We start from the raw sequence: 20,209 nt of genomic DNA on the forward strand, positions 1-20,209 counted from the left end.
CGCCAATATTGTCTAAATCCGTCGCGCCCAGAGGAGCCTCCGTGAAGCCCATTCCGCCACTGCGCGCCGCCCTGGCCGCCGCCGTTCTAGCCACTGCGGGCGCGGCACATGCCTCGTCCTATGTGATCTCGGAACCGGCGGACATCCGGTCCACCAACCCCGGCGTCAACCGCGACGATACGACCGATGGCGTGGTCCTGAACATGGTGGAGGGCCTGGTTGGCTATCGCGCCAACGGGTCGGTGGGCCCGCTGCTGGCGAAGTCCATCGATGTATCGCCGGATGGGCTGACCTATACCTTCACCTTGCGCGAGGACGTCAAGTTCCACAACGGCGAGCCGATGACGTCGGCCGACGCGATGTGGAGCTGGAAGCGCTATATGGATCCCGCCACGGACTGGCGCTGCCGCACGGAGTTCGACGGCCGCAACGGCCTGAAGGTGGAAGAGGTATCGGCCCCCGATCCCAGGACTTTCGTGATGAAGCTGAATCACAAGTCCGCCGTTTTCCTGGATACGCTGGCGCGCACGGATTGCGGCATGACGGCCATCCTGAACAAGGCGTCCGTCAAGCCGGACGGCAGTTGGGACAAGCCGGTCGCCACGGGGCCGTTCATGTTCGGCGATTGGAAGCGCGGCGAATACGTGGTGCTGAAGGCGTTCAAGGACTACGTGTCCCCGCCGGGCGATAAGCCGGACGGTTATCTGGGCAAGAAGAAGGCGCTGGCTGACGAGGTGAAGTTCCTGGTGGTGCCGGATGCCTCCACCGTCAAGGCCGGCCTGCTGTCCGGCGCGATCGACGCGGGGCAGATACCCTACACCGACGTGCCCGAACTGAAATCGCAAAAGCAGATACGGATCCAGGTCGCCTCGGACGCAGCCAAGCACACCCTGCTGTTCCAGACGCGCGATCCCTTGCTGAAGAATGTGAAGCTGCGCCAGGCGATCGCGGCGTCACTGGATATCCCGCAGATCGTGCAGGCGGCCACCGAGGGCCTGGGCACACCCAACGCATCGGCGGTTTCCCGCGATTCGTCGTTCTACGACAAGGTGCAGGAGGAAAGCTACCACTATGATCCGGCGCTGGCGCAGAAGCTGCTGAAGGAGGCCGGGTACAAGGGCGAGAAGATCGTCATCTACGCGAACAAGCGTGCGCACGTGCCCAGCTACCAGGTGGCGGTGATGGCGCAGGCAATGATGCAGGCCGTCGGCATCAATGCGCAGATAGAGGTGCTGGAGTGGGCCACGCAGCTGGACCGCTACAACAAAGGCAACTTCCAGATGAGTTCGTTCAGCTATTCGTCCCGGCTGGATCCGGCGCTCAGCTATGAACAGTTCTCGGGGAACAAGGATAAACAGCCTCGCAAGGTATGGGACGATCCGCAGGCGCAGGCGCTGATCGACGAAAGTTTTTCCGAGCTGGATCCCGCCAAGCGGCAGGCGATCTTCGACAAGCTGCATCCCTTGATGCTGGCTCAGGCGCCCTTGATCCTGCTGTCCAACGGGAACCAGCCTTGGGGTGTTAGCCAGCGCTTGACGGGGTTTATGGTGTGGGAGGGGAAGCCGTTTGCCTGGGGGGCTTCGGTGGTGGGGCAGTAGGGGTGCGGTTGCTGTCGGTAGTTGTATTGCTGGTGCCGTCGGTCTGAGGTGATGGCTGTCGGTGGTTGTATTGCTATTGCCGTCCGTCGGGGGTGAGGCCTGTCGGGGCCGGCCCGATCGGGCGGTCCGGCCCGCGGGGGCCGGACACCGCTGCGCTCACCTCGTTCGGCGGCCGCTCCTTGTTCGGGTTCTTCTTGATGGCGTCCGCGGCACGCCTGCCTTCGGTATCCGCTTGCTCGTCCTCAACGGGCCGGCCCCGACAGGCCTCACCCCCGACGGACTCCGGTGTCTATCAATCACATCCGCTGGGACGGGCTGTGTTCTTGCGCTTCGTGGATCCTGGGTTTCGCCGATGGAAGGCTTCGCGGCGCCCGTCGTTCGCGGCCGCCCAGCGGGGAGTGTCATAAATTTTGTGTTTGAGGCCTAACATAGCTGCTCCAGAGGAGCACATTATGGCTCCCAAGCAAAAGGCACCTCCGAGGGAATTGCCATCGATTCCTGCAAATCTGATGGATGAGTTCGTCAAAGGTCCGATGACGCCGGAGTCGGTGCAGGACCTTTCGATGGCGTTCAAGAAGGCCCTGATCGAACGGGCGCTGGGCGCGGAAATGGGCCAGCACCTGGGCTATGGCGCCGGCACGGACCCGCCCGAAGGCAGCACTAACCATCGCAACGGCACCAGTGGCAAGACGGTGATAACCGACGATGGGCCGCTCCGCGTGGACATTCCCCGGGACCGGCAAGGCAGTTTTGCGCCGATCCTGATTCCCAAGCACAAGCGTCGATTTACGGGATTTGATGACAAGATCATCGCCATGTACGCCCGGGGGATGACGGTGCGCGAGATCCAAGGTTTTCTGCTTGAGCAGTACGGCACGGAAGTCTCGCCCGAGTTCATCAGTTCGGTGACCGACGCGGTTATGGAAGAGGTGATCGCCTGGCAGAACCGCCCTTTGGAGACCATGTATCCGGTGGTGTTCTTCGACGCGTTGCGGGTGAAGATCCGCGAAGATGGCGTGGTACGCAACAAGGCGGTGTACCTGGCGCTGGCGATCCTGCCGGACGGCACTCGTGACATCCTGGGCCTGTGGATCGAGCAGACCGAGGGATCGAAGTTCTGGATGAAGGTGTTCAACGAACTCAAGACTCGGGGCACGCTGGATATCCTGATCGCGGTCACCGACGGCTTAAAGGGAATGGAGCAGGCGCTGAACGCGGTATTTCCAAGCACCACACTGCAAACGTGCATCGTGCATCTGATGCGCAGTAGCGTCGAATATGCGAGCTGGAAGGAGCGCCGGATAGTGGCTGCGGCTCTCAGGCCGATCTACACCGCACCGACCGTGGAGGCTGCGCAAGCGGCGCTGGCAGTGTTCGAGCAAGGCAGTTGGGGCCAAAGATATCCGACCATCGCCCAGACCTGGCATCGCGCCTGGGACCGCGTGATCCCGTTCTTTACGTTTCCCCCGGCGATCCGAAAGATCATCTACACCACCAATGCCATCGAGAGCTTGAATGCGCAATTGCGCCGATCGGTAAAGACCCGTGGACACTTCCCCAGTGACGACGCCGCAACCAAGTTATTGTGGTTAGTCCTGCGCAATATCACGGGCACCTGGGGCTGCGCCACGCACGACTGGAGGTTGGCCATGAACCAGTTTGCCATCATCTATGCAGAACGCTTCACCGACCCATATCACTGAAGTAGCATGAACCTGGAGAGTCAGAAACACGACGACGTTCAAATGCCTCAAACACAAAAATCCTGACAGTCCCGCCCAGCGCGGCCACGAAGCGACCTACGTGGTGGTGTCATGCTGCGGTGGCTGGCATGCGGGCATCGCCGCGAATAAGTAGATGTCCGTGCGCATGCGTCGGCCGCGAAATTCGAGGGGAAATTCCAAGCCGCCAACAATCGGGCGGTGTACTAATTGGCGGCGCTACAGCCAGTGGAAATTCCTGGAGTTCGCATGCACCCAATGCATGCAGAAACCGTCAGCGTATTCGCGACCCGTCGCGGTATAGCAACCGCTGCATGCTTAAACCGCGTAGACGCTTCGTGGCCGCGCTGGGCGGCCGCGAAGCGACGAGCATGGCCAGATCTTCCATCGGCAGAACGCAAGCCCCCACGAAGCCCAAGAACACAGATCGTGCCAGCGAACGTGATTGATAGACACCGTAGTCCGTCGGGGGTGAGGCCTGTCGGGGTCGGCCCGTTGAGGGCGAGCAAGCGGATACCGAAGGCAGGCGTGCCGCGGACGCCATCAAGAAGAACCCGAGCAGGGAGCGGCCGCCGAACGAGGTGAGCGCAGCGGTGTCCGGCCCCCGCGGGCCGGACCGCCCGATCGGGCCGACCCCGACAGGCCTCACCCTCGACGGACGGCCCTAGCAACACGACCACGGACAGGCCTCACCCTCGACGGACGGCCCTAGCAACACGACCACGGACAGGCCTCACCCTCGACGGACGGCCCTAGCAACACGACCACGGACAGCCATCACCCCGACGGACGGCCCTAGCAATACAACCACCGACAGCCATCACCGCGACCCCAGCCCCAACCCAAACGCCCCACCCACCCGGCAGCCGCGCCCCCCCGAAAAACCCCACCTTGCACCCCCACCCACGACGATATATATTTCAAGCCTAAACTATCTAGGCTTGAACCTCCCACACCCCCCAACGGCTGAACCCCGGAGCTGCGAGTGACGCGATGAACATAGTCTGCCTGGGCGGCGGCCCCGCGGGCCTGTACTTCGGCCTGCTGATGAAGCTGCGCAACCCCGCCAATCGGATTACGGTCGTCGAACGCAATCGTCCGTACGACACCTTCGGCTGGGGCGTCGTATTCTCCGACGCCACCATGGAGAATCTGCGCCGCGCCGACCCCGTCTCGGCCCGTGAAATCAGCGACGCCTTCAACCACTGGGACGACATCGACATCCACTTCAAGGGCCGCACCCTGCGCAGCGGCGGCCATGGCTTCATCGGCATCGGCCGCAAGAAGCTCTTGAACATCCTCCAGGCCCGCTGCGAACAAGTCGGCGTCGAACTGGTATTCGAAACCCTGGTCGACGACGACCAGGCCTTGGCGCGCCGCTACGACGCAGACCTCCTCATCGCCGCCGACGGCATCAACAGCCGTGTCCGCACCACCTACGCCGAAACCTTCGAGCCGGACATCGACTTGCGCCGCAACCGCTTTGTCTGGCTGGGCACCGAGAAAGCCTTCGATGCCTTCACCTTCGCGTTCGTTCAGACCCCGCACGGCTGGTTCCAGGCGCACGCCTATCGCTTCGAAGCCGGCCTGTCCACCTTCATCGTCGAAACCCCGGAGGCTACCTGGCAAGCGGCCGGCCTGGACAAGATGAGCCAGGAGGAGGGCATCCGCTACTGCGAAAGCCTGTTCGCGCCCTGGCTGGACGGCAAGCCGCTCATGAGTAACGCCGGCCACTTGCGCGGCTCCGCCATCTGGATCCGCTTTCCGCGCGTCATCTGCAAGCACTGGGTGCGGTGGAACACTTTGGATACGCCCAGTGGCCGCCGTGACGTTCCCATCGTCCTCATGGGCGATGCCGCGCACAGCGCCCATTTTTCCATCGGTTCCGGCACCAAGCTCGCGCTCGAGGATGCCATCGAACTGGCGGACCAGCTGACCGGAAATCCGCATGCCGGCCCGCTCGCCGCGGATCAACACCCCGGCGGCCCTGCCACGGACTCGCCCACCGAAGACCCGCGCGGCGCATCGCACAGCCATGCCCTGCGCGCGGCCCTCCAGCGCTACGAGGACGTGCGCAGCATCGAGGTCCTCAAGATCCAGAATGCCGCGCGCAACTCCACCGAATGGTTCGAGCACGTCGACCGCTACGCCTGCCTGCAGCCGGAGCAATTCGCCTATTCCCTGCTTACCCGTTCGCAGCGCATCTCGCACGAAAACCTGCGCCTGCGCGATCCCGCCTGGCTGCAGGGCTACGAACGCTGGCTGGCCGCTCGCGCGGGCGTGGATCTCGCGGCGCGCGAACGGCCGCCCCTGCCCATGCTCACCCCTTATGAGGTGCGCGGCGTGCGCCTGAAAAACCGCGTCGTCGTCTCGCCCATGGCCATGTACGCCTGCACCGATGGCGTGCCGGGCGACTTCCATCTCGTGCACCTGGGCGCCAAGGCCCTGGGCGGCGCCGGCCTGGTCATGGTGGAAATGACCTGCACCTCGCCGGATGCGCGCATCACCCCCGGCTGTCCCGGGCTGTGGAACGACGAGCAGGGCGCGGCCTTTGCCCGCATCGTCGGCTTCGTCCATGGCCACAGCGACACCCGCATCGGCATCCAGCTGGGGCATGCCGGCCGCAAAGGCTCGACACAGCTGGGCTGGCAGCAGGCGGACCACCCCTTGCCCACCGGCAACTGGCCCCTGCTGTCCGCTTCGGCCCTGCCTTACATGCCGGGCATCTCGCAGACCCCCCGCGCCATGACGCGCGAGGACATGGACCGGGTGTGCGACGATTTCGTGGCGGCGGCGCGGCGCGCGGCCATCGCCGGCTTCGACTGGCTCGAATTGCATTGTGCCCACGGCTACCTGCTGTCCAGCTTCATTTCGCCGCTGACCAATCGCCGCGACGACGCATACGGGGGCGACCTGGACGGCCGCCTGCGCTACCCGCTGGAAGTCTTCGCCGCCCTGCGCCAGGCCTGGCCGCGCCGTCTTCCGATGTCCGTGCGTATTTCGGCCCACGACTGGGTGGAGGGTGGCATCACCGCCGACGATGCCGTGGAGATCGCGCGGCGCTTCAAGGCCGCGGGCGCCGACATGATCGACTGCTCGTCGGGCCAGGTCAGTCCCGACCAGCAACCGGTCTACGGACGCATGTACCAGACACCCTTCGCCGACCGGATCCGCAACGAAGCCGATATCCCCACCATCGCGGTGGGTGCCATCTTCGAGGCGGACCATGTGAACGGCATCATCGCGTCGGGCCGCGCCGACCTTTGCGCCCTGGCGCGGCCCCATCTGGCCGATTCCGCCTGGACGCTGCGCGAAGCCGCCCGGGTCGGCTATACCGGCGTCGACTGGCCGGTGAACTACCTGGCCGGCAAACGCCAGCTGGAAACCAACTTTGCCCGCGCGGCCGCCGCTGCCGCGCCCGCGCAAGGCGATACGCGGAGCGAAGCATGAACGCCCCGCTGGAAGGCCGCCATGCGCTGGTGACCGGCGGCAGCCGCGGCATCGGCCTTGCCGTTGCCGAACGCCTGCTGAGCGACGGCGCCGCGGTCACCCTGCTGGGTCGCGATGACGCCGCGTTGGCCCAGGCCGCCGCCGCGCTGGCGCCGCGGGCATCGTCCGCCCGTGTGCAGTGGCAAGCCGCCGATGTGACGGACCCGGGTGCCATCGGCCGTGCCTTTGACGCCGCGACGCGGACATTCGGCCCGGTCGGCATCCTGGTGAACAACGCCGGCCAGGCACGCAGCGAGCGTTTCGACCGCACCGATGCCGCGCTGTGGGATGCCATGCTCGCCGTCAACCTGAGCGGGCCGTTCCATTGCATCCAGACCGCGCTGCCCGGCATGCTCGCGGCGGGTTGGGGCCGTATCGTCAACATCGCCAGCACGGCCGGCCTGGCAGGCTATGCCTACGTCAGCGCGTATTGCGCCGCCAAGCACGGCGTGGTCGGCTTGACGCGGGCGCTGGCGCTGGAAACGGCGGGCAAGGGCGTGACGGTGAACGCGGTGTGCCCGGGCTATACGGATACCGACATTGTGCGCGATGCCGTGCGCAATATCTCGGCCAAGACGGGCATGGACGAGACACGCGCGCGCGAGCAGCTGGCGCAGCGCAATCCGCAAGGCCGGCTGGTGCAGCCGGAAGAAGTCGCCCACGCGGTGGCATGGCTGTGCCAGCCGGGCGCGAGTGCGATCAACGGCCAGTCCATTCCGGTGGATGGCGGGGAAATCATGGTGGGATAGCGGCGCGCAGGCGCGCCGCCGTGCCACCCCAAACGCGTGCGGCCCCCTAGGGACGCGCGCAGCGACAGGAGATCCGCAGTGACCGACACCCCGGACAAGGGCGGCGCACAGGAACATCGCGATGCGCCGCGGCAAGACCGCCTGGCGCGGCAGGACGATGCCACCCTTCAGGGCGACACCGGGCAGCAGGCCGCCCAGGAGCATGGCATGGCGCATCACCGCCGCCCCATGGCGGGCGCCGAGCCCCGTACCTTTCGTTGGGAAACGGGCGAGGGCGGCAAGATCGGCGTCGTCACCCTGAACCGCCCGGAACGCAAGAATCCGCTGACCTTCGACTCCTACGCCGAGCTGCGCGACCTGTTCCGCGCGCTCGTCTACGCCACCGATGTCAAGGTCGTGGTGATTACCGGCGCCGGCGGCAATTTCTGCTCGGGCGGCGACGTGCACGAGATCATCGGTCCGCTCACGCGCATGACCATGCCAGAGCTGCTGGACTTCACCCGCATGACCGGCGATTTGGTCAAGGCCATGCGCGCCTGCCCGCAGCCCATCGTGGCCGCGGTCGACGGCGTGTGCGCGGGCGCCGGGGCCATGATCGCGCTGGCCGCGGATATGCGGCTGGGTACGCCGCGCGCGCGCACGGCCTTCCTATTCACGCGCGTGGGGCTGGCGGGGGCCGACATGGGCGCCTGCACGCTGCTGCCACGCATGATCGGGCAGGGCCGGGCGTCCGAGCTGCTGTACACGGGTCGCGCGATGACGGCGCAGGAAGGCGCGGCATGGGGCTTCTTCAATGCCTTGCACGAGCCGGAAGCGCTCATGCCGGCGGCCCATGCGCTGGCCGGACAGCTGGCGGCGGGCCCGACCTTCGCGCATGGCATGACGAAGAAGCTGCTGCACCAGGAATGGAATATGGGCGTGGACGAAGCCATCGAGGCGGAGGCGCAGGCGCAGGCCATCTGCATGCAGACGCGCGATTTCCGCCGTGCCTACGAGGCCTTCGTGGATAAGCGGCAACCTCGCTTCGAGGGGGACTGATGGCAAGTACAGACTGGCTGGAGTGGCCGTTCTTCGACGATCACCACCGCGCGCTGGCCGCGCGGGCCGATGCCTGGTGCGGGTCGGCGCTGGCCGGCATCGACCACGCCGATACCGATGCCGCGTGCCGCGAACTGGTCGGCCGGCTGGGGCAGGCGGGATGGCTGCGCTATTGCGTTCCCGCCGGTCCGGAGGGCGGCTGGGGCGGGGTCTTGCCGGCTGTCGATTCGCGCGCCGTCTGCATCCTGCGCGAAACGCTGGCGCGCCACGATGGCCTGGCGGATTTCGCCTTCGCCATGCAGGGCCTGGGTAGCGGCGCCATTGCCCTGGCCGGGTCGGATGTGTTGCGGGCGCGCTACCTGCCGCGCGTGGCGCGCGGCAAGGCGATCGCGGCCTTCGCGCTCTCCGAAATCGATGCGGGCTCGGACGTGGCGGCCATGGCCTGCGAAGCCAGGCGCGAAGGCGACCACTATGTGCTGAACGGCGCCAAGACCTGGATATCCAACGGCGGCATCGCCGACTTCTATTGCGTTTTCGCCCGCACCGGCGAAGCCCCGGGGGCCCGCGGCATCAGCGCCTTCGTCGTGGACGCCGGCACGCCCGGCTTGGACATCGCCGAGCGCATCGAGGTCATCGCCCCGCATCCCTTGGCGACCCTGCGCTTCGTCGATTGCCGTCTTCCGGCGTCCCAGCGCCTGGGCGAGGCAGGGCAGGGCTTCAAGCTGGCCATGATGACGCTGGATATCTTTCGCGCGTCGGTGGCCGCGGCCGCGCTGGGCTTCGCGCGCCGCGCGCTGGACGAAGCGCTTGGACGGGCCCAATCGCGGCGCATGTTCGGCCAGACGCTGGGTGACCTGCAGCTGACGCAGGCAGCGCTGGGGGACATGGCCACCGCCATCGACGCATCCGCGCTGCTGACCTATCGCGCGGCCTGGCAGCGCGACGTTACGGGACGGTCCACCACGCGCGAAGCCGCCATGGCCAAGATGATGGCCACCGAATCCGCGCAGTCCGTCATCGACCGCGCCTTGCAGATGTTCGGCGGCGCCGGGGTGGTCTCGGGCACGCCGGTGGAAAAGCTGTATCGCGAGATCCGCGCCCTGCGCATCTACGAGGGCGCGACCGAAGTACAAAAACTGATCATCGCCCGCGCGTTGTTGAAGGGCGGCTGAGCCGGGGCCCGACGCCGGCATCGAGGGGAAGGTCATGCAAGGAACCAGGGATGGGGCAGCACGCGGCACGGCCCACGTCGACACCTTTGCCCGCGACAACCTGCCGCCCCCGGAGGAATGGCCCGAGCTGCTGCTGGACGGACCGGACGCCGTCTATCCCGCGCGCCTGAACTGCGCCGTCGAACTGGTCGATGCCGTCGTGGCGCGCGGACAGGGCAGCCGCATCGCGCTGCGCTGGCCCGCGGCCGACGGCGGCCAGGCCGCGATGACGTATGCCGAACTGGCAGCACTGACCAACCGCATCGCCGGCGTGCTGATGCAGGACATGGGCCTGGTTCCCGGCAGTCGTGTCCTGCTGCGCGGACCGAACAACCCGATGATGGCCGCGTGCTGGCTGGGCGCCATCAAGGCCGGCATGGTCACCGTGCCGACCATGCCGCTGCTGCGGGCCAAGGAGCTGAAGCAGATCATCGACAAGGCGCGTGTCAGCGCCATGCTGTGCGACGTGCGCCTGAAGGACGAGGCCCTGCCGTGCATGCAGGCCGGCCATGAATACCATTGCCCGGACCTGGCGCGCATCGTCTACTTCAACGACACGGCGCCCGATAGCCTGGACAGCCTGGCGCGCGCCAAGCCGGACAGCTTCACCGCCTGCGACACCGCCGCCGACGATGTCTGCCTGATCGCCTTCACCAGCGGCACGACAGGGAAGCCCAAGGGCTGCATGCATTTCCACCGCGATGTGATGGCGATGTGCGATCTGTTTCCGCGCCATGTCATCCGCCCGTCGCCCGATGACGTCTTCTGCGGTACGCCGCCGCTGGCCTTCACCTTCGGCCTGGGCGGCCTGCTGTGTTTTCCGCTGCGCATAGGCGCCTGCGCGGTGCTTGCCGAAAGGCTCACGCCGGACGGCCTGCTCAAGCTGATCCAGGATTTCCGCGCCACCATCGTGTTCACCGCGCCGACCTTCTATCGCCAGATGGCAGGGGTGGCCGACCGCTACGATCTGTCGTCGCTGCGCAAGAGCGTATCGGCGGGCGAAGCGCTGCCCGATGCGACGCGCCAGCTGTGGAAGCAGGCCACCGGCATCGAGATGATCGACGGCATCGGCGGCACCGAGATGATCCACGTCTTCGTCTCCAGTCCCGAGGAGGACGTGCGGCGCGGCGCCATCGGCAAGGTGGTGCCGGGCTACATCGCGCAAGTGGTGGATGAGAATATGCGCCCCGTGCCGGTGGGGCAGCCCGGCAAGCTGGCGGTCAAGGGGCCCACCGGCTGCCGCTACCTGGCGGATCCCCGCCAGCGCGATTTCGTGCGCGGGGGCTGGAACCTGCCGGGCGATACCTTCGTGCAGGATGCCGACGGCTATTTTTTCTACCAGGCTCGCAACGACGACATGATCGTTTCGGCCGGCTACAACATCGCCGGCCCGGAAGTGGAAGACGCGTTGCTGCGCCACCCGGCCGTGGCCGAATGCGGCGTGGTGGGTGCGCCCGATGACGAACGCGGACAGGTCGTGAAGGCGTACGTCGTGCTCAAGCCGGGCGTCCAGGGCGATGCGGCGCTGGCCGCGGCCCTGCAGGAGTTCGTCAAGGCCGCCATCGCACCCTACAAATATCCCCGTTCCATCGCCTTCGTCGATGCGCTGCCCCGCACCGAAACCGGCAAGCTGCAGCGCTTCGTCCTGCGCCAGCGCGCGCAGCACGAAGCGCCGCCCGCGCGGCCCGAGGACGCCCCCACACCACAATAGGATGGCCTTCATGCAGATACTGCAACCGCCCGACTGGCTGCCGCCACGCGGGTATTCCAACGGCGTGCTGACCGAGCTGCGGCCCGGCAGCCGCCTGCTCTTCATCGGCGGGCAGATCGGCTGGAACGCCGAACAGCGGTTCGAGAGCGACGATTTCGCCGAGCAGACGCGCCAGGCGCTGGCCAATATCGTGGCCGTGCTGGCGCAGGGAGGGGCGCGGCCGGAGCACATCACCCGGCTGACGTGGTACGTGACGGATCGCGACGAATATGTGGCGTCGTATCCGCGGATCGGCGCGCATTACCGGGAAATCATCGGCCGCCATTTTCCCGCCATGACGGCGGTCCAGGTCGCGGCCCTGGTCGAACCGCGTGCCAAGGTGGAAATCGAAGCGACGGCGGTCATACCGGGCTGAACGTCGTCCGGGACGAGCGCCGCATGATGGCCGTCCGGCGCGCCGGACCGCCATCGCGTAACCCCGTAACCCCGTAGCCGCCGCTCAGCGTGGCCGCCGCGCCGCGGGCGCGATCAGCCCTTCATCGACGCGAATACCTGCTCCGCCGCATCCAGGGTGTGGCGCAGCGCTGCGTCGTCATGCGCGGCCGACACGAAACCGGCCTCGAAGGCCGACGGCGCGAAATGCACGCCGCGCTCCAGCATGGCGTGGAAGAAGCGCTTGAAGGCTTCGATGTCGCAGGCCGAGACTTCCGCCAGCGTCGTGGGGATTTTTTCGCTGAAGTAGATGCCGAACATGCCGCCGATCGCATCGGCGCTGAAGGGCACGCCCGCTGCCTGCGCGCGCTCGCACAGGCCATCGGCCAGCTTGCGCGTCGTGGCGGCCAGCGCGTCGTAGAAGCCAGGCTGGCCGATCAGGCGCAGCGTTTCCAGCCCCGCCGCCACGGCCACCGGGTTGCCGGACAGCGTGCCGGCCTGGTACACCGCACCCAGCGGCGCGATATGCCGCATGATCTCGCGGCTGCCGCCGAAGGCGCCCACCGGCATGCCGCCGCCTATCACCTTGGCCAGCGTGGTCAGGTCCGGCTTGATGCCCGTCAGGCCCTGTACGCCCTGCGGCCCGACCCGGAATCCCGTCATGACTTCGTCGAAGATCAGCAGCGCGCCATGCTGCGTGCAAAGTTCACGCAGACCTTCCAGGAAGCCGGGCCGCGGCCGGACCAGGTTCATATTGCCGGCGACCGGTTCGACGATCACGCACGCGATGTCGTGGCCGTATTGCATGAAGGCGGCGCGCACCGCCTCCAGGTCGTTATAGTCCAGTACCAGCGTATGCTCGACGAATTCGGCCGGCACGCCGGCCGACGTGGGATTGCCGAAGGTCAGCAGCCCCGACCCGGCCTTGACCAGCAGGCTGTCGGCATGGCCGTGGTAGCAGCCTTCGAACTTGACGATCTTGTTGCGCGCGGTCGCGCCGCGCGCCAGACGGATGGCCGTCATGGTCGCCTCCGTGCCGGAGCTGACCAGCCGCACTTGCTCCATCGACGGCACGCGCGCGATCAAGGTTTCGGCCAGCGTGATTTCGGCTTGCGTGGGCGCGCCGAAGGACAGGCCGTTGGTGGCCGCTTCCTGCACCGCGCGCACGACGTCCGGGTGCGCATGGCCGAGGATGGCAGGCCCCCAGGAACCGATGTAATCGACATAGCGCGTGCCTTCCGCATCCCACACATAGGGGCCTTGGCCGCGCGCGATGAAGCGCGGCGTTCCGCCCACCGACCGGAAGGCCCGCACGGGAGAATTGACGCCGCCGGGGATGCTGCGGCTCGCTCGTTCGAAAAGTTCGGCGTTGCTGGACATGGGCACTTGCGTGGTAAGGGGTTGAATGCCGGCCGCCGTTCGCGCGATCGCGCTGTACGCATGGCCGCCGGGCAGGGGTAGAAGTCAGTCGGCCGGGTCCCGCCGCGGAGGCAGGAAGGGGCGCGCGCATTCGGCGGCCGCCAGGCCGACACTGGGTGCCTCGAACAGCCCCGTGATCACCGCGATCGCGTCGGCGCCGGCCTGCGCCACCAGGGGCGCATTGGCCGGCGTGATGCCGCCGATGGCAACCACTGCGGGCCGCGGGGCCGGCCGCGACTGCGCCAGTTCCAGGGCTTGCGTGAACAGCGGCAGCGGCGCGCGCACCGCCGCGGGCTTGGTCGGCGACGGAAACACCGCACCGAAGGCAATGTAGTCGGCCCCTGCTTCCAGCATGGCGCGGGCGCGGCCGATATCGTCGTAGCAGGAAGCGCCGATGATCAGGTCCGGAGCGCTCGCCCGTACCTGCGCCACGTCGCCGTCGTCGCGGCCCAGGTGCACGCCGTCCGCGCCGATTTCCAGGGCCAGTTCCCAATGGTCGTTGACCAGGAACACCACACCCAATTCGCGGCAGGCGGCGGCCAATGCGACCGCCTGTTTGCGCCGGGTTTCCGCCGGCACGTCCTTGCGCCGCAGCTGCAGCGAGCGCATGCCGCCGGCGGCGGCTTGCTTCACCGCGCGCAGCAGCCTGTCCGTGTCGTCCCATTCGGGTGTCACGCCGTACAGGCCACGCGGAAAACGCAGCGATGTCATGGCGCCGGCATCCGGTTGGCCACCCGCCGCCCCATGCCGGGCAGGAAACTTGCTGCGATGCCCGCGTCCGCATGCGCCAGCGCGCGTTCCACGGCCTCCGGCACGGCCAGACCGTGCGCCAGGTAGGCGGTCAGGGCCGTCGCCAGCATGCCGCCGCTGTCGCTGCTGCGTTCCGGTGGGGCCTGCCAAGGCGAATTGCTGGTAGCGCCGTTGGGGCCCACCAGCATGTTCGCATAGTGGCCTGGCCGCAGCGGGCTGCCCAGCACCAGCACCCATTTCGCGCCGGCGCCCTGCATCGCATGGGCGGGCGACGACGCTTCGCCGATATCCATGGTGCCGTCTGCCAGCCATTGCGCCAGCCGGGCATGCTCTACCACGACGACATCCGCCTGGGGCAGCACCAGTTCGAGCGTGGCCGCCAGCAGGTCGTCGGCATCTTCCTGTTCGGCCGCGTCCTCGGGCAGTTGTCCGCGCTGTCCCAGATGCAGGACCAGCGGCACGTGGCTGTAGTCCGCCGCGACCTGCGCTACGGCGCTGGCGGCCTCGGCGGTATACAGGCCGCCTACCTTGATGGCCTGCACCGGCATGTCCTCGAGCAGGCAGCGGGCCTGGTCGTCCAGCAATTCCGGGGCGATAGCCTGGACGTCCTCCACGGCGGCGGTATCCTGCACCGTCAGGGCGGTGACGGCGGCCAGCCCGTGACAGCCCAGTCTGGCGCAGGTAACGGCGTCGGCAGGCAGCCCGTCGGACCCGGTGGGATCGAAGGGACCGAAGATCAGTACGATGGGGGGAGTGGGAAAATTCACTTCGACAGCATGGCCGGCCCCGATTTTTGTGCAAACCGGGCCAGTAACCTATTGGGTTTGGGTAAGATCGACCCCATTCTAATGGATCGCGTCCGCTTGGGCGGTTTTATCCCTCGCTAGGGCCGTAACTTTGATTTCAGGGAAACTATGCGAACTTGGATGTGTCTGATCTGTGGCTGGGTCTATGACGAAGAAGCTGGTCTGCCGGAAGAAGGCATCGCACCCGGCACCCGCTGGGAAGATGTGCCACCCAACTGGGTTTGCCCGGAATGCGGCGCCCGCAAGGAAGATTTCGAGCTGATGGAGATCTGACACAAGCATCCTGTTTGCCGGTTTCCTTGGATTCCGGTTCCGCGTGATAGGGCGCGAATTGTCCTGGGGGGACATCATGAGCGACAACGACAACAAGCCTGACGGTGACGACACGCCGGGGGTCGATTTTTCCAATCAGTTCCTGGTCGCTATGCCCAACATGGTCGAAGGCAGTCTGGCAGGGGCGGTGATTTATATCTGCGAGCACACCGCCAAGGGTGCGCTGGGCCTGGTCATCAACCGGCCCACGGACCTGACGCTGGGCACCCTGTTCGAACGCATCGATTTGAACCTGGAAATCGCACCGGTCAAGGAAACCCCGGTGTTCTTCGGCGGCCCGGTACAGACGGACCGCGGCTTCGTCCTGCATGCGCCACCCGGCGACTACACGTCCAGCATCAAGCTCGGCGGCCTGGCGCTGACCACGTCGCGCGATGTGCTGCAAGCGGTGGCCGACGGCAACGGCCCTGCACGCATGCTGGTCACCCTGGGCTACGCCGGATGGGGCGCGGGGCAGCTGGAGAGCGAAATGGCGCGCAACGCGTGGCTCAGCGTGTCGGCGGACCCGGACATCATCTTCGACGTACCGCCGGAAGACCGTTATCCCGCCGCCCTGAAGCTGCTGGGTATCGACCCGGTCATGCTGGCCGGGGATGCGGGCCATGCCTGAGGAAACGCTGCTGGCCTTCGACTTCGGCACCAAGAAGATCGGCATCGCCATCGGCAACACCCTGACGCGGCAGGCCACGCCGATGGAAATCATCCACAGCGAGATCCGCGATGTGCGCTTCGGCCGCATCGCGGCCTTGTTGCAGGAATGGCAGCCGCAGCGCCTGGTCGTGGGCCTGGCGCTGAACGCGGACGGCGGCGAACAGGAAGCCACCGGGCGCTGCCGCCGCTTCGCCAACCAGCTGCATGGGCGCTTCGGACTGCCTGTGGTGCTGGTGGACGAGCGAGGATCCAGCATGCAGGCCCAGGCGCTGCTGGGCACCAACGCGCCGGATGACGCGGTGGCCGCGGCCGTGATCCTGCAGCGCTACCTGGACGCCTTGCCGGCGTAGGGCTCCCGGCGCGATCGCGCCGTCAATTTGGCTGCGGATCTGAAATATGGCGGCATGGTATGGTGGCGTCCGCATATCGGCCCGCCACCGCCCATTCCCGACTTCCCTATGACAGACAGCGGATCCTCAGCCACCCACCCTGAAGCCACTTCCACGGATTCCTCCGCCGATTTCCGCGCGGATACAGGCCGGGATGCCGACACCGCCCGGTCCCGGACAGGCGACGCGTCCGCGCCGGCAAGCGCGCGGCAGGATGTTCCGATACTGCCGGTGCGCATCCTGCGCTTTCTGCCGCGCGCGATCATCGTGGCGCTGACGGTCCTGGCGGGGCTGGTGCTGGTGGGTACCGTGTATCCGATCGTGGGCGCGCGTGGGCGCGACCTGCTCAACCGTACGTGGTCCCGCTGCCTGCTGCGCGTGTGCGGCGTGCGGCTGGCCGTGCGCGGGCAGCCGCTGATGCAGGGCGCCGTGCTGGTCGTCGCCAACCATGTTTCGTGGCTGGACATTTTCGTGATCAACGCCGTGCGGCCCACCGCCTTCGTGGCCAAAAGCGAAATCCGCCGCTGGCCCATCGTGGGGTGGCTGGTGGCTGGCGCGGGCACGCTGTTCCTGCAGCGTGACCATCGCCATGCCGTGCACACGGTGGGCGAGGCCATGAAGGCCCGCTTCACCACCCAGGAGTCAGTGGGGCTGTTTCCTGAAGGGACGACCACCGAAGGCTTTTCGCTGCTGCCGTTTCATGGCAGCCTGTTCGAGCCGGCGCGCCAGGCGGGCGTGCCCATCCAACCGGTGGCCCTGCGCTTCCTGCGGCACGGCAGGCGCGATGCCTACGCCGCCTTCGTGGGCGAGGAAACCCTGGTGGGCAACCTGTGGCGCGTACTCGGTGCGCGCGGGTTGGCGGTGGAAGCCATTTACCTGCCACCCTTGCCGGTGCAGGCGGCACAGACCCGCCTGCAGATGGCCGCCCACGCGCGGTCCGTCATCGAGCGCGGGCTGGCGGGCGAACCGCCCTCGCCGGGCCGCTGAGCCGGCAGGACGCGCAAGGCCGGCTTTGACGCGCCGGCCCCCGGCGGGGTTTATTCCGAGCGCGGGTCCAGGCCCTTGCCGCAGTTCACCTGGACCAGTTTGCGGTCGTGCAGCCGCAGGGCCGTCAGCATGCCCCCCCATACGCAGCCGGTATCCAGGCAGATCACATCCTTGCGCAGCAGCAGTCCCAGCGTGGACCAGTGGCCGAAGACGACCGTCACGTCGCGCGTTTTCCGGTTTGGCACGTCGTACCAGGGAATCAGGCCCGCGGGCCAGGCGCCGGGGGCGACCTTGGTGTCGAACTCCATGTGCCCATTGGGGGTGCACAGGCGCATGCGCGTCAGCGCATTGATGATGACCCGCAGGCGCTTGCCGCCATGCATGTCGTCGGTCCATGCGACGGGCTGGTTGCCGTACATCTTTTGCAGCGCCCGCTGCCAGTTCGGGCCGCGCAACACATCCTGGATTTCTCCGGCCAGGGATAGCGTTTTCGCCACGTCCCATTTCGCCAGCGCGCCGGCATGCACCAGCAGATGTCCCTGCTCGAAATGCGCCAACGGGCGGCGGCGCAGCCAGTCGATCAGCTGGGCGGCATCCGGCGCATCCAGGACTTCCTGGATGGTGTCGGATTTGGTCGGGCGCCGGACCCCGGCGGCCGCGGCCAGCAGGTGCAGGTCGTGATTGCCCAGGACGGCCACGGCGCGGTCTTCCAGCGCCATGACGCGCCGCAGCGTGGCCAGCGAGTGCGGCCCGCGGTTGACCAGGTCGCCCGCGAACCAGAAGCGCGAATCGGGTTCACCCACGAGTTCGGGATGCGCGAGCAGCCGTTCCAGCGGCTCGCAGCAGCCTTGCAGGTCTCCGATCATCCAAATGCTTGCAGTCATACCGGTGAGCGGCGCCAAGGCCAGCGTTGATCCATTACGCGCGTGACGGTGTGGCGGTATTCCATCAACGTCAGCGCCCCCAGGGCGATCAGCAGCGCGCCCACATTCGGCACGATGGCCGTCACCCAGGGCGGCCAGTGGCTCAACATGCCGACGTTCAAGGCCAGCTGGTTCACCATGAAGAAGCCCACGCCGACCAGGATGCCGATGAAGACCTTGGCGCCGACACCGCCGCGGCGGGTCTGCATGAACGCCACGGGCGCGGCGATGGTCATCATGATCAGCAGCGTGAAGGGATAGACCACCTTGCGCCAGACCGCGACGATCTGGCGATCGGCCTGCAGCTGGTTGTGCCGCAGGTAGTCGATGTAGTCCAGCAGCGTGACCAGGGACATGCGTTCCGGCGTCAGCACCCGCGCCAGCAAGCGCCCGGGCGTCAGCGTGGTGACCAGCTCGCGCTGCGGGATCTTGATGACCTGGATGACCGGCTCCGTCGGCGGCTTGGCGTTGTCCAGCGCCTGCACCGCGTCATGGGCAATGCGGTTTTCGACGACGTTGTACATGATCAGCTTGCCGTCGGCGAAACGCCCCATCTCGGCCTTGGACAAGGCGATCAACTCCAGGTCCTTGCGGAACTCGTACAGGGTAATGCCCTCGACTTCGCCGTCGGCCTTCAGGTTGGCGATATTGATCGTGCGCGAGCCGCCGTCGCGCGTGGGTTCCTTGAACCAATAGCCGCTTTCCAGCCGGCTGCCGCCCGCGCTGCCGCGGTACAGCAAATTGGCTTCGCTGCTTTTGATTTCCGCCATGGGCGTGACCCATTCCGACAGCACCGTGGCCCCTATCATGACCGGTATGGTGACCACCCAGAGCATGCCCAGCAGCTTCAGGCCGCTGACGCCCGACACGCGCAGGATGACGAGCTCATTGCGCTGCGCGAGTCCCGCCAGCGCCAGGATGGCTCCGATCAGCAGGCCGATGGGCAGCAGGTCGTAGAGGCGCGTCGGCATGGCCAGCGCCTGCAGGTAGAACAGCGCGAAGATCGTGAACTTGCTGCCGACGCTGTCCAGATCGTCCACCAGGGCGAAGAACGTGAACAAGCCGAGCAGGGCCAGCAGCACCACGGTGCAGGAGCGGTAGATTTCTCGGGCCAGGTATCGGCGGGCAGTGCGCATGGATTACGGCAATGGCGGGATGGGGCGGTGGCGGGGCAAGATGGTACGGGGCCGAGCCGGCGAAACGAAGTAGCTTAACAAAAATATGCCGGCGATCCGGCTTGATCGCGCGCAATCGCCGGCCCTAGGGGATATCGGCCTGTTGCATGCGCCGCAGCAGGACGGCGGTGCGGCGGCCCAGGTACGTCGTGACCCCGCGCTTGTCGTAGTAGCGGGGATTGGGCAGCATCGCCGCCAGGCGCGCGGCCTGGGCGGCGTTCAAGCGCGCGGCGCTGGTGCCGTAGTAATGTTCGGCGGCGGCCTGGGCGCCAAACACACCCACCCCCCACTCGGCGATATTCAGATAGATCTCAAGGATGCGCCGCTTGGGCATGACCCATTCGATCATGTAGGCCAGGATCAGTTCCTGCCCCTTGCGCAAATAGGTGCGCGATCCGGAAAGGAAAAGGTTCTTCGCCACCTGCTGCGTGATGGTCGAGCCGCCGCGTATGCGGGCACGGCCCAGTTCGGCCTGTTCCTGGTTGTATTCCCATGCCTTGCGCATGGCGTCCCATTCAACGCCGTCGTGGTCGATGAAGTTCGCATCCTCGGAAGCGATCACCGCGCGTTTCAACGTATTGCTGATCCGGTCGTAGTCCACCCATTCGTAGCGCAGCCGCGCCTTGGGGTCGGTTTCATGCAGCTGCGCCATTTCCTGACGCATGACGGAACTGCTGCCGGGATTGCGGTGGGCATACCAGACCACCATGCAGAACAGCCACAACTGGTACAGGATCGCCGCGCACAGCAGCAGCATCACCCCGGCTGAAATCAGCCGGAACCATGAAATCCTGCCGGTCGAACCGCGGCGCGTCGCCATCCGCGAC

General features: G+C 66.8%; 18 protein-coding genes. 12 read left to right on the forward strand and 6 right to left on the reverse strand.

What is annotated here, in order from left to right; translation table 11 throughout:
• Positions 1 to 41: 41 nt before the first annotated feature.
• The 8 genes from AKI39_RS02705 to AKI39_RS02740 all read left to right on the forward strand — a co-directional run bounded on the left by AKI39_RS02705 (position 42) and on the right by AKI39_RS02740 (position 11,932).
• On the forward strand, positions 42 to 1,598 hold the full coding sequence (locus AKI39_RS02705; RefSeq protein ID WP_235610732.1) for an ABC transporter substrate-binding protein: 1,557 nt from the start codon (positions 42 to 44) through the stop codon (positions 1,596 to 1,598).
• 452 nt (positions 1,599 to 2,050) lie between these two features.
• Complete coding sequence (locus AKI39_RS02710; protein ID WP_066632183.1) at positions 2,051 to 3,301, forward strand: IS256 family transposase; 1,251 nt, start codon at positions 2,051 to 2,053, stop codon at positions 3,299 to 3,301.
• A 1,011-nt stretch (positions 3,302 to 4,312) separates the two neighbouring features.
• On the forward strand, positions 4,313 to 6,769 hold the full coding sequence (locus AKI39_RS02715; protein WP_066632185.1) for a bifunctional salicylyl-CoA 5-hydroxylase/oxidoreductase: 2,457 nt from the start codon (positions 4,313 to 4,315) through the stop codon (positions 6,767 to 6,769).
• Positions 6,766 to 7,557 carry an SDR family NAD(P)-dependent oxidoreductase gene (locus AKI39_RS02720; protein ID WP_066632187.1) on the forward strand — a complete coding sequence of 264 codons (792 nt, stop codon included), beginning with the start codon at positions 6,766 to 6,768 and terminating at the stop codon, positions 7,555 to 7,557. The genes AKI39_RS02715 and AKI39_RS02720 overlap by 4 nt, the downstream gene beginning before the upstream one ends.
• A 207-nt stretch (positions 7,558 to 7,764) precedes the next feature.
• Positions 7,765 to 8,595, forward strand: coding sequence for an enoyl-CoA hydratase family protein (locus AKI39_RS02725; RefSeq protein WP_066642004.1), 831 nt, complete (start codon positions 7,765 to 7,767; stop codon positions 8,593 to 8,595).
• A complete protein-coding gene (locus AKI39_RS02730; protein ID WP_066632190.1) occupies positions 8,595 to 9,767 on the forward strand; it encodes an acyl-CoA dehydrogenase family protein in 1,173 nt (390 codons plus the stop codon). Before AKI39_RS02725 ends, AKI39_RS02730 begins: the two co-directional genes overlap by 1 nt.
• A gap of 34 nt (positions 9,768 to 9,801) precedes the next feature.
• On the forward strand, positions 9,802 to 11,517 hold the full coding sequence (locus AKI39_RS02735; protein ID WP_066632192.1) for an AMP-binding protein: 1,716 nt from the start codon (positions 9,802 to 9,804) through the stop codon (positions 11,515 to 11,517).
• A 10-nt stretch (positions 11,518 to 11,527) separates the two neighbouring features.
• A complete protein-coding gene (locus AKI39_RS02740) occupies positions 11,528 to 11,932 on the forward strand; it encodes a RidA family protein (RefSeq protein WP_066642006.1) in 405 nt (134 codons plus the stop codon).
• Positions 11,933 to 12,045: 113 nt separating this feature from the next.
• On the opposite strand, the gene hemL is transcribed toward AKI39_RS02740, so the two are convergent.
• The 3 genes from hemL to thiD form a co-directional block, all read right to left on the reverse strand.
• Entirely contained in the window at positions 12,046 to 13,329 is a 1,284-nt protein-coding gene (gene hemL / locus AKI39_RS02745) for a glutamate-1-semialdehyde 2,1-aminomutase (RefSeq protein ID WP_066632196.1), read from the reverse strand.
• Positions 13,330 to 13,413: 84 nt separating this feature from the next.
• Complete coding sequence (thiE, locus tag AKI39_RS02750; RefSeq protein WP_066632198.1) at positions 13,414 to 14,079, reverse strand: thiamine phosphate synthase; 666 nt, start codon at positions 14,077 to 14,079, stop codon at positions 13,414 to 13,416.
• Complete coding sequence (gene thiD / locus AKI39_RS02755; protein WP_235610733.1) at positions 14,076 to 14,885, reverse strand: bifunctional hydroxymethylpyrimidine kinase/phosphomethylpyrimidine kinase; 810 nt, start codon at positions 14,883 to 14,885, stop codon at positions 14,076 to 14,078. Before thiD ends, thiE begins: the two co-directional genes overlap by 4 nt.
• A gap of 147 nt (positions 14,886 to 15,032) precedes the next feature.
• Between thiD and AKI39_RS02760 the strand changes: the two genes are divergently transcribed.
• The 4 genes from AKI39_RS02760 to AKI39_RS02775 all read left to right on the forward strand — a co-directional run bounded on the left by AKI39_RS02760 (position 15,033) and on the right by AKI39_RS02775 (position 17,284).
• Positions 15,033 to 15,197, forward strand: a complete 165-nt coding sequence (locus AKI39_RS02760; RefSeq protein ID WP_066632200.1) for a rubredoxin — start codon at positions 15,033 to 15,035, stop codon at positions 15,195 to 15,197.
• 76 nt (positions 15,198 to 15,273) lie between these two features.
• Positions 15,274 to 15,867, forward strand: coding sequence for a YqgE/AlgH family protein (locus AKI39_RS02765; RefSeq protein WP_066642010.1), 594 nt, complete (start codon positions 15,274 to 15,276; stop codon positions 15,865 to 15,867).
• Positions 15,860 to 16,258: a Holliday junction resolvase RuvX gene (gene ruvX / locus AKI39_RS02770; protein ID WP_066632202.1), complete on the forward strand. Its 399-nt coding sequence runs from the start codon at positions 15,860 to 15,862 to the stop codon at positions 16,256 to 16,258. The genes AKI39_RS02765 and ruvX overlap by 8 nt, the downstream gene beginning before the upstream one ends.
• A 270-nt stretch (positions 16,259 to 16,528) precedes the next feature.
• Complete coding sequence (locus AKI39_RS02775) at positions 16,529 to 17,284, forward strand: lysophospholipid acyltransferase family protein (RefSeq protein WP_066632204.1); 756 nt, start codon at positions 16,529 to 16,531, stop codon at positions 17,282 to 17,284.
• A gap of 50 nt (positions 17,285 to 17,334) precedes the next feature.
• Here AKI39_RS02775 and AKI39_RS02780 read toward each other — a convergent pair whose 3' ends face one another.
• The 3 genes from AKI39_RS02780 to mtgA all read right to left on the reverse strand — a co-directional run bounded on the left by AKI39_RS02780 (position 17,335) and on the right by mtgA (position 20,202).
• The gene (locus tag AKI39_RS02780) at positions 17,335 to 18,168 is read right to left on the reverse strand and encodes a symmetrical bis(5'-nucleosyl)-tetraphosphatase (RefSeq protein ID WP_066632206.1); all 834 of its coding nucleotides are present in this window, start codon (positions 18,166 to 18,168) and stop codon (positions 17,335 to 17,337) included.
• Positions 18,165 to 19,343, reverse strand: coding sequence for an LPS export ABC transporter permease LptG (gene lptG, locus AKI39_RS02785; protein ID WP_066632208.1), 1,179 nt, complete (start codon positions 19,341 to 19,343; stop codon positions 18,165 to 18,167). Before lptG ends, AKI39_RS02780 begins: the two co-directional genes overlap by 4 nt.
• A 124-nt stretch (positions 19,344 to 19,467) precedes the next feature.
• Complete coding sequence (mtgA, locus tag AKI39_RS02790; protein ID WP_066632209.1) at positions 19,468 to 20,202, reverse strand: monofunctional biosynthetic peptidoglycan transglycosylase; 735 nt, start codon at positions 20,200 to 20,202, stop codon at positions 19,468 to 19,470.
• Between the last annotated feature and the right edge of the window lie 7 nt (positions 20,203 to 20,209).

Origin of the sequence: Bordetella sp. H567 (genome assembly GCF_001704295.1) — a bacterium.
Classification (GTDB): domain Bacteria; phylum Pseudomonadota; class Gammaproteobacteria; order Burkholderiales; family Burkholderiaceae_B; genus Bordetella_C.

What these genes read in the sequence shown, in the direction of transcription:
- AKI39_RS02710 (WP_066632183.1), top strand. Translation starts at nt 2,051, where the DNA reads ATGGCTCCCAAGCAAAAGGCACCTCCGAGGGAATTGCCATCGATTCCT.
- AKI39_RS02715 (WP_066632185.1), top strand. Translation starts at nt 4,313, where the DNA reads ATGAACATAGTCTGCCTGGGCGGCGGCCCCGCGGGCCTGTACTTCGGC.
- AKI39_RS02720 (WP_066632187.1), top strand. Translation starts at nt 6,766, where the DNA reads ATGAACGCCCCGCTGGAAGGCCGCCATGCGCTGGTGACCGGCGGCAGC.
- AKI39_RS02725 (WP_066642004.1), top strand. Translation starts at nt 7,765, where the DNA reads ATGGCGCATCACCGCCGCCCCATGGCGGGCGCCGAGCCCCGTACCTTT.
- AKI39_RS02730 (WP_066632190.1), top strand. Translation starts at nt 8,595, where the DNA reads ATGGCAAGTACAGACTGGCTGGAGTGGCCGTTCTTCGACGATCACCAC.
- AKI39_RS02735 (WP_066632192.1), top strand. Translation starts at nt 9,802, where the DNA reads ATGCAAGGAACCAGGGATGGGGCAGCACGCGGCACGGCCCACGTCGAC.
- AKI39_RS02740 (WP_066642006.1), top strand. Translation starts at nt 11,528, where the DNA reads ATGCAGATACTGCAACCGCCCGACTGGCTGCCGCCACGCGGGTATTCC.
- hemL (WP_066632196.1), bottom strand. Translation starts at nt 13,329, where the DNA reads ATGTCCAGCAACGCCGAACTTTTCGAACGAGCGAGCCGCAGCATCCCC.
- thiE (WP_066632198.1), bottom strand. Translation starts at nt 14,079, where the DNA reads ATGACATCGCTGCGTTTTCCGCGTGGCCTGTACGGCGTGACACCCGAA.
- AKI39_RS02760 (WP_066632200.1), top strand. Translation starts at nt 15,033, where the DNA reads ATGCGAACTTGGATGTGTCTGATCTGTGGCTGGGTCTATGACGAAGAA.
- AKI39_RS02765 (WP_066642010.1), top strand. Translation starts at nt 15,274, where the DNA reads ATGAGCGACAACGACAACAAGCCTGACGGTGACGACACGCCGGGGGTC.
- ruvX (WP_066632202.1), top strand. Translation starts at nt 15,860, where the DNA reads ATGCCTGAGGAAACGCTGCTGGCCTTCGACTTCGGCACCAAGAAGATC.
- AKI39_RS02780 (WP_066632206.1), bottom strand. Translation starts at nt 18,168, where the DNA reads ATGACTGCAAGCATTTGGATGATCGGAGACCTGCAAGGCTGCTGCGAG.
- lptG (WP_066632208.1), bottom strand. Translation starts at nt 19,343, where the DNA reads ATGCGCACTGCCCGCCGATACCTGGCCCGAGAAATCTACCGCTCCTGC.
- mtgA (WP_066632209.1), bottom strand. Translation starts at nt 20,202, where the DNA reads ATGGCGACGCGCCGCGGTTCGACCGGCAGGATTTCATGGTTCCGGCTG.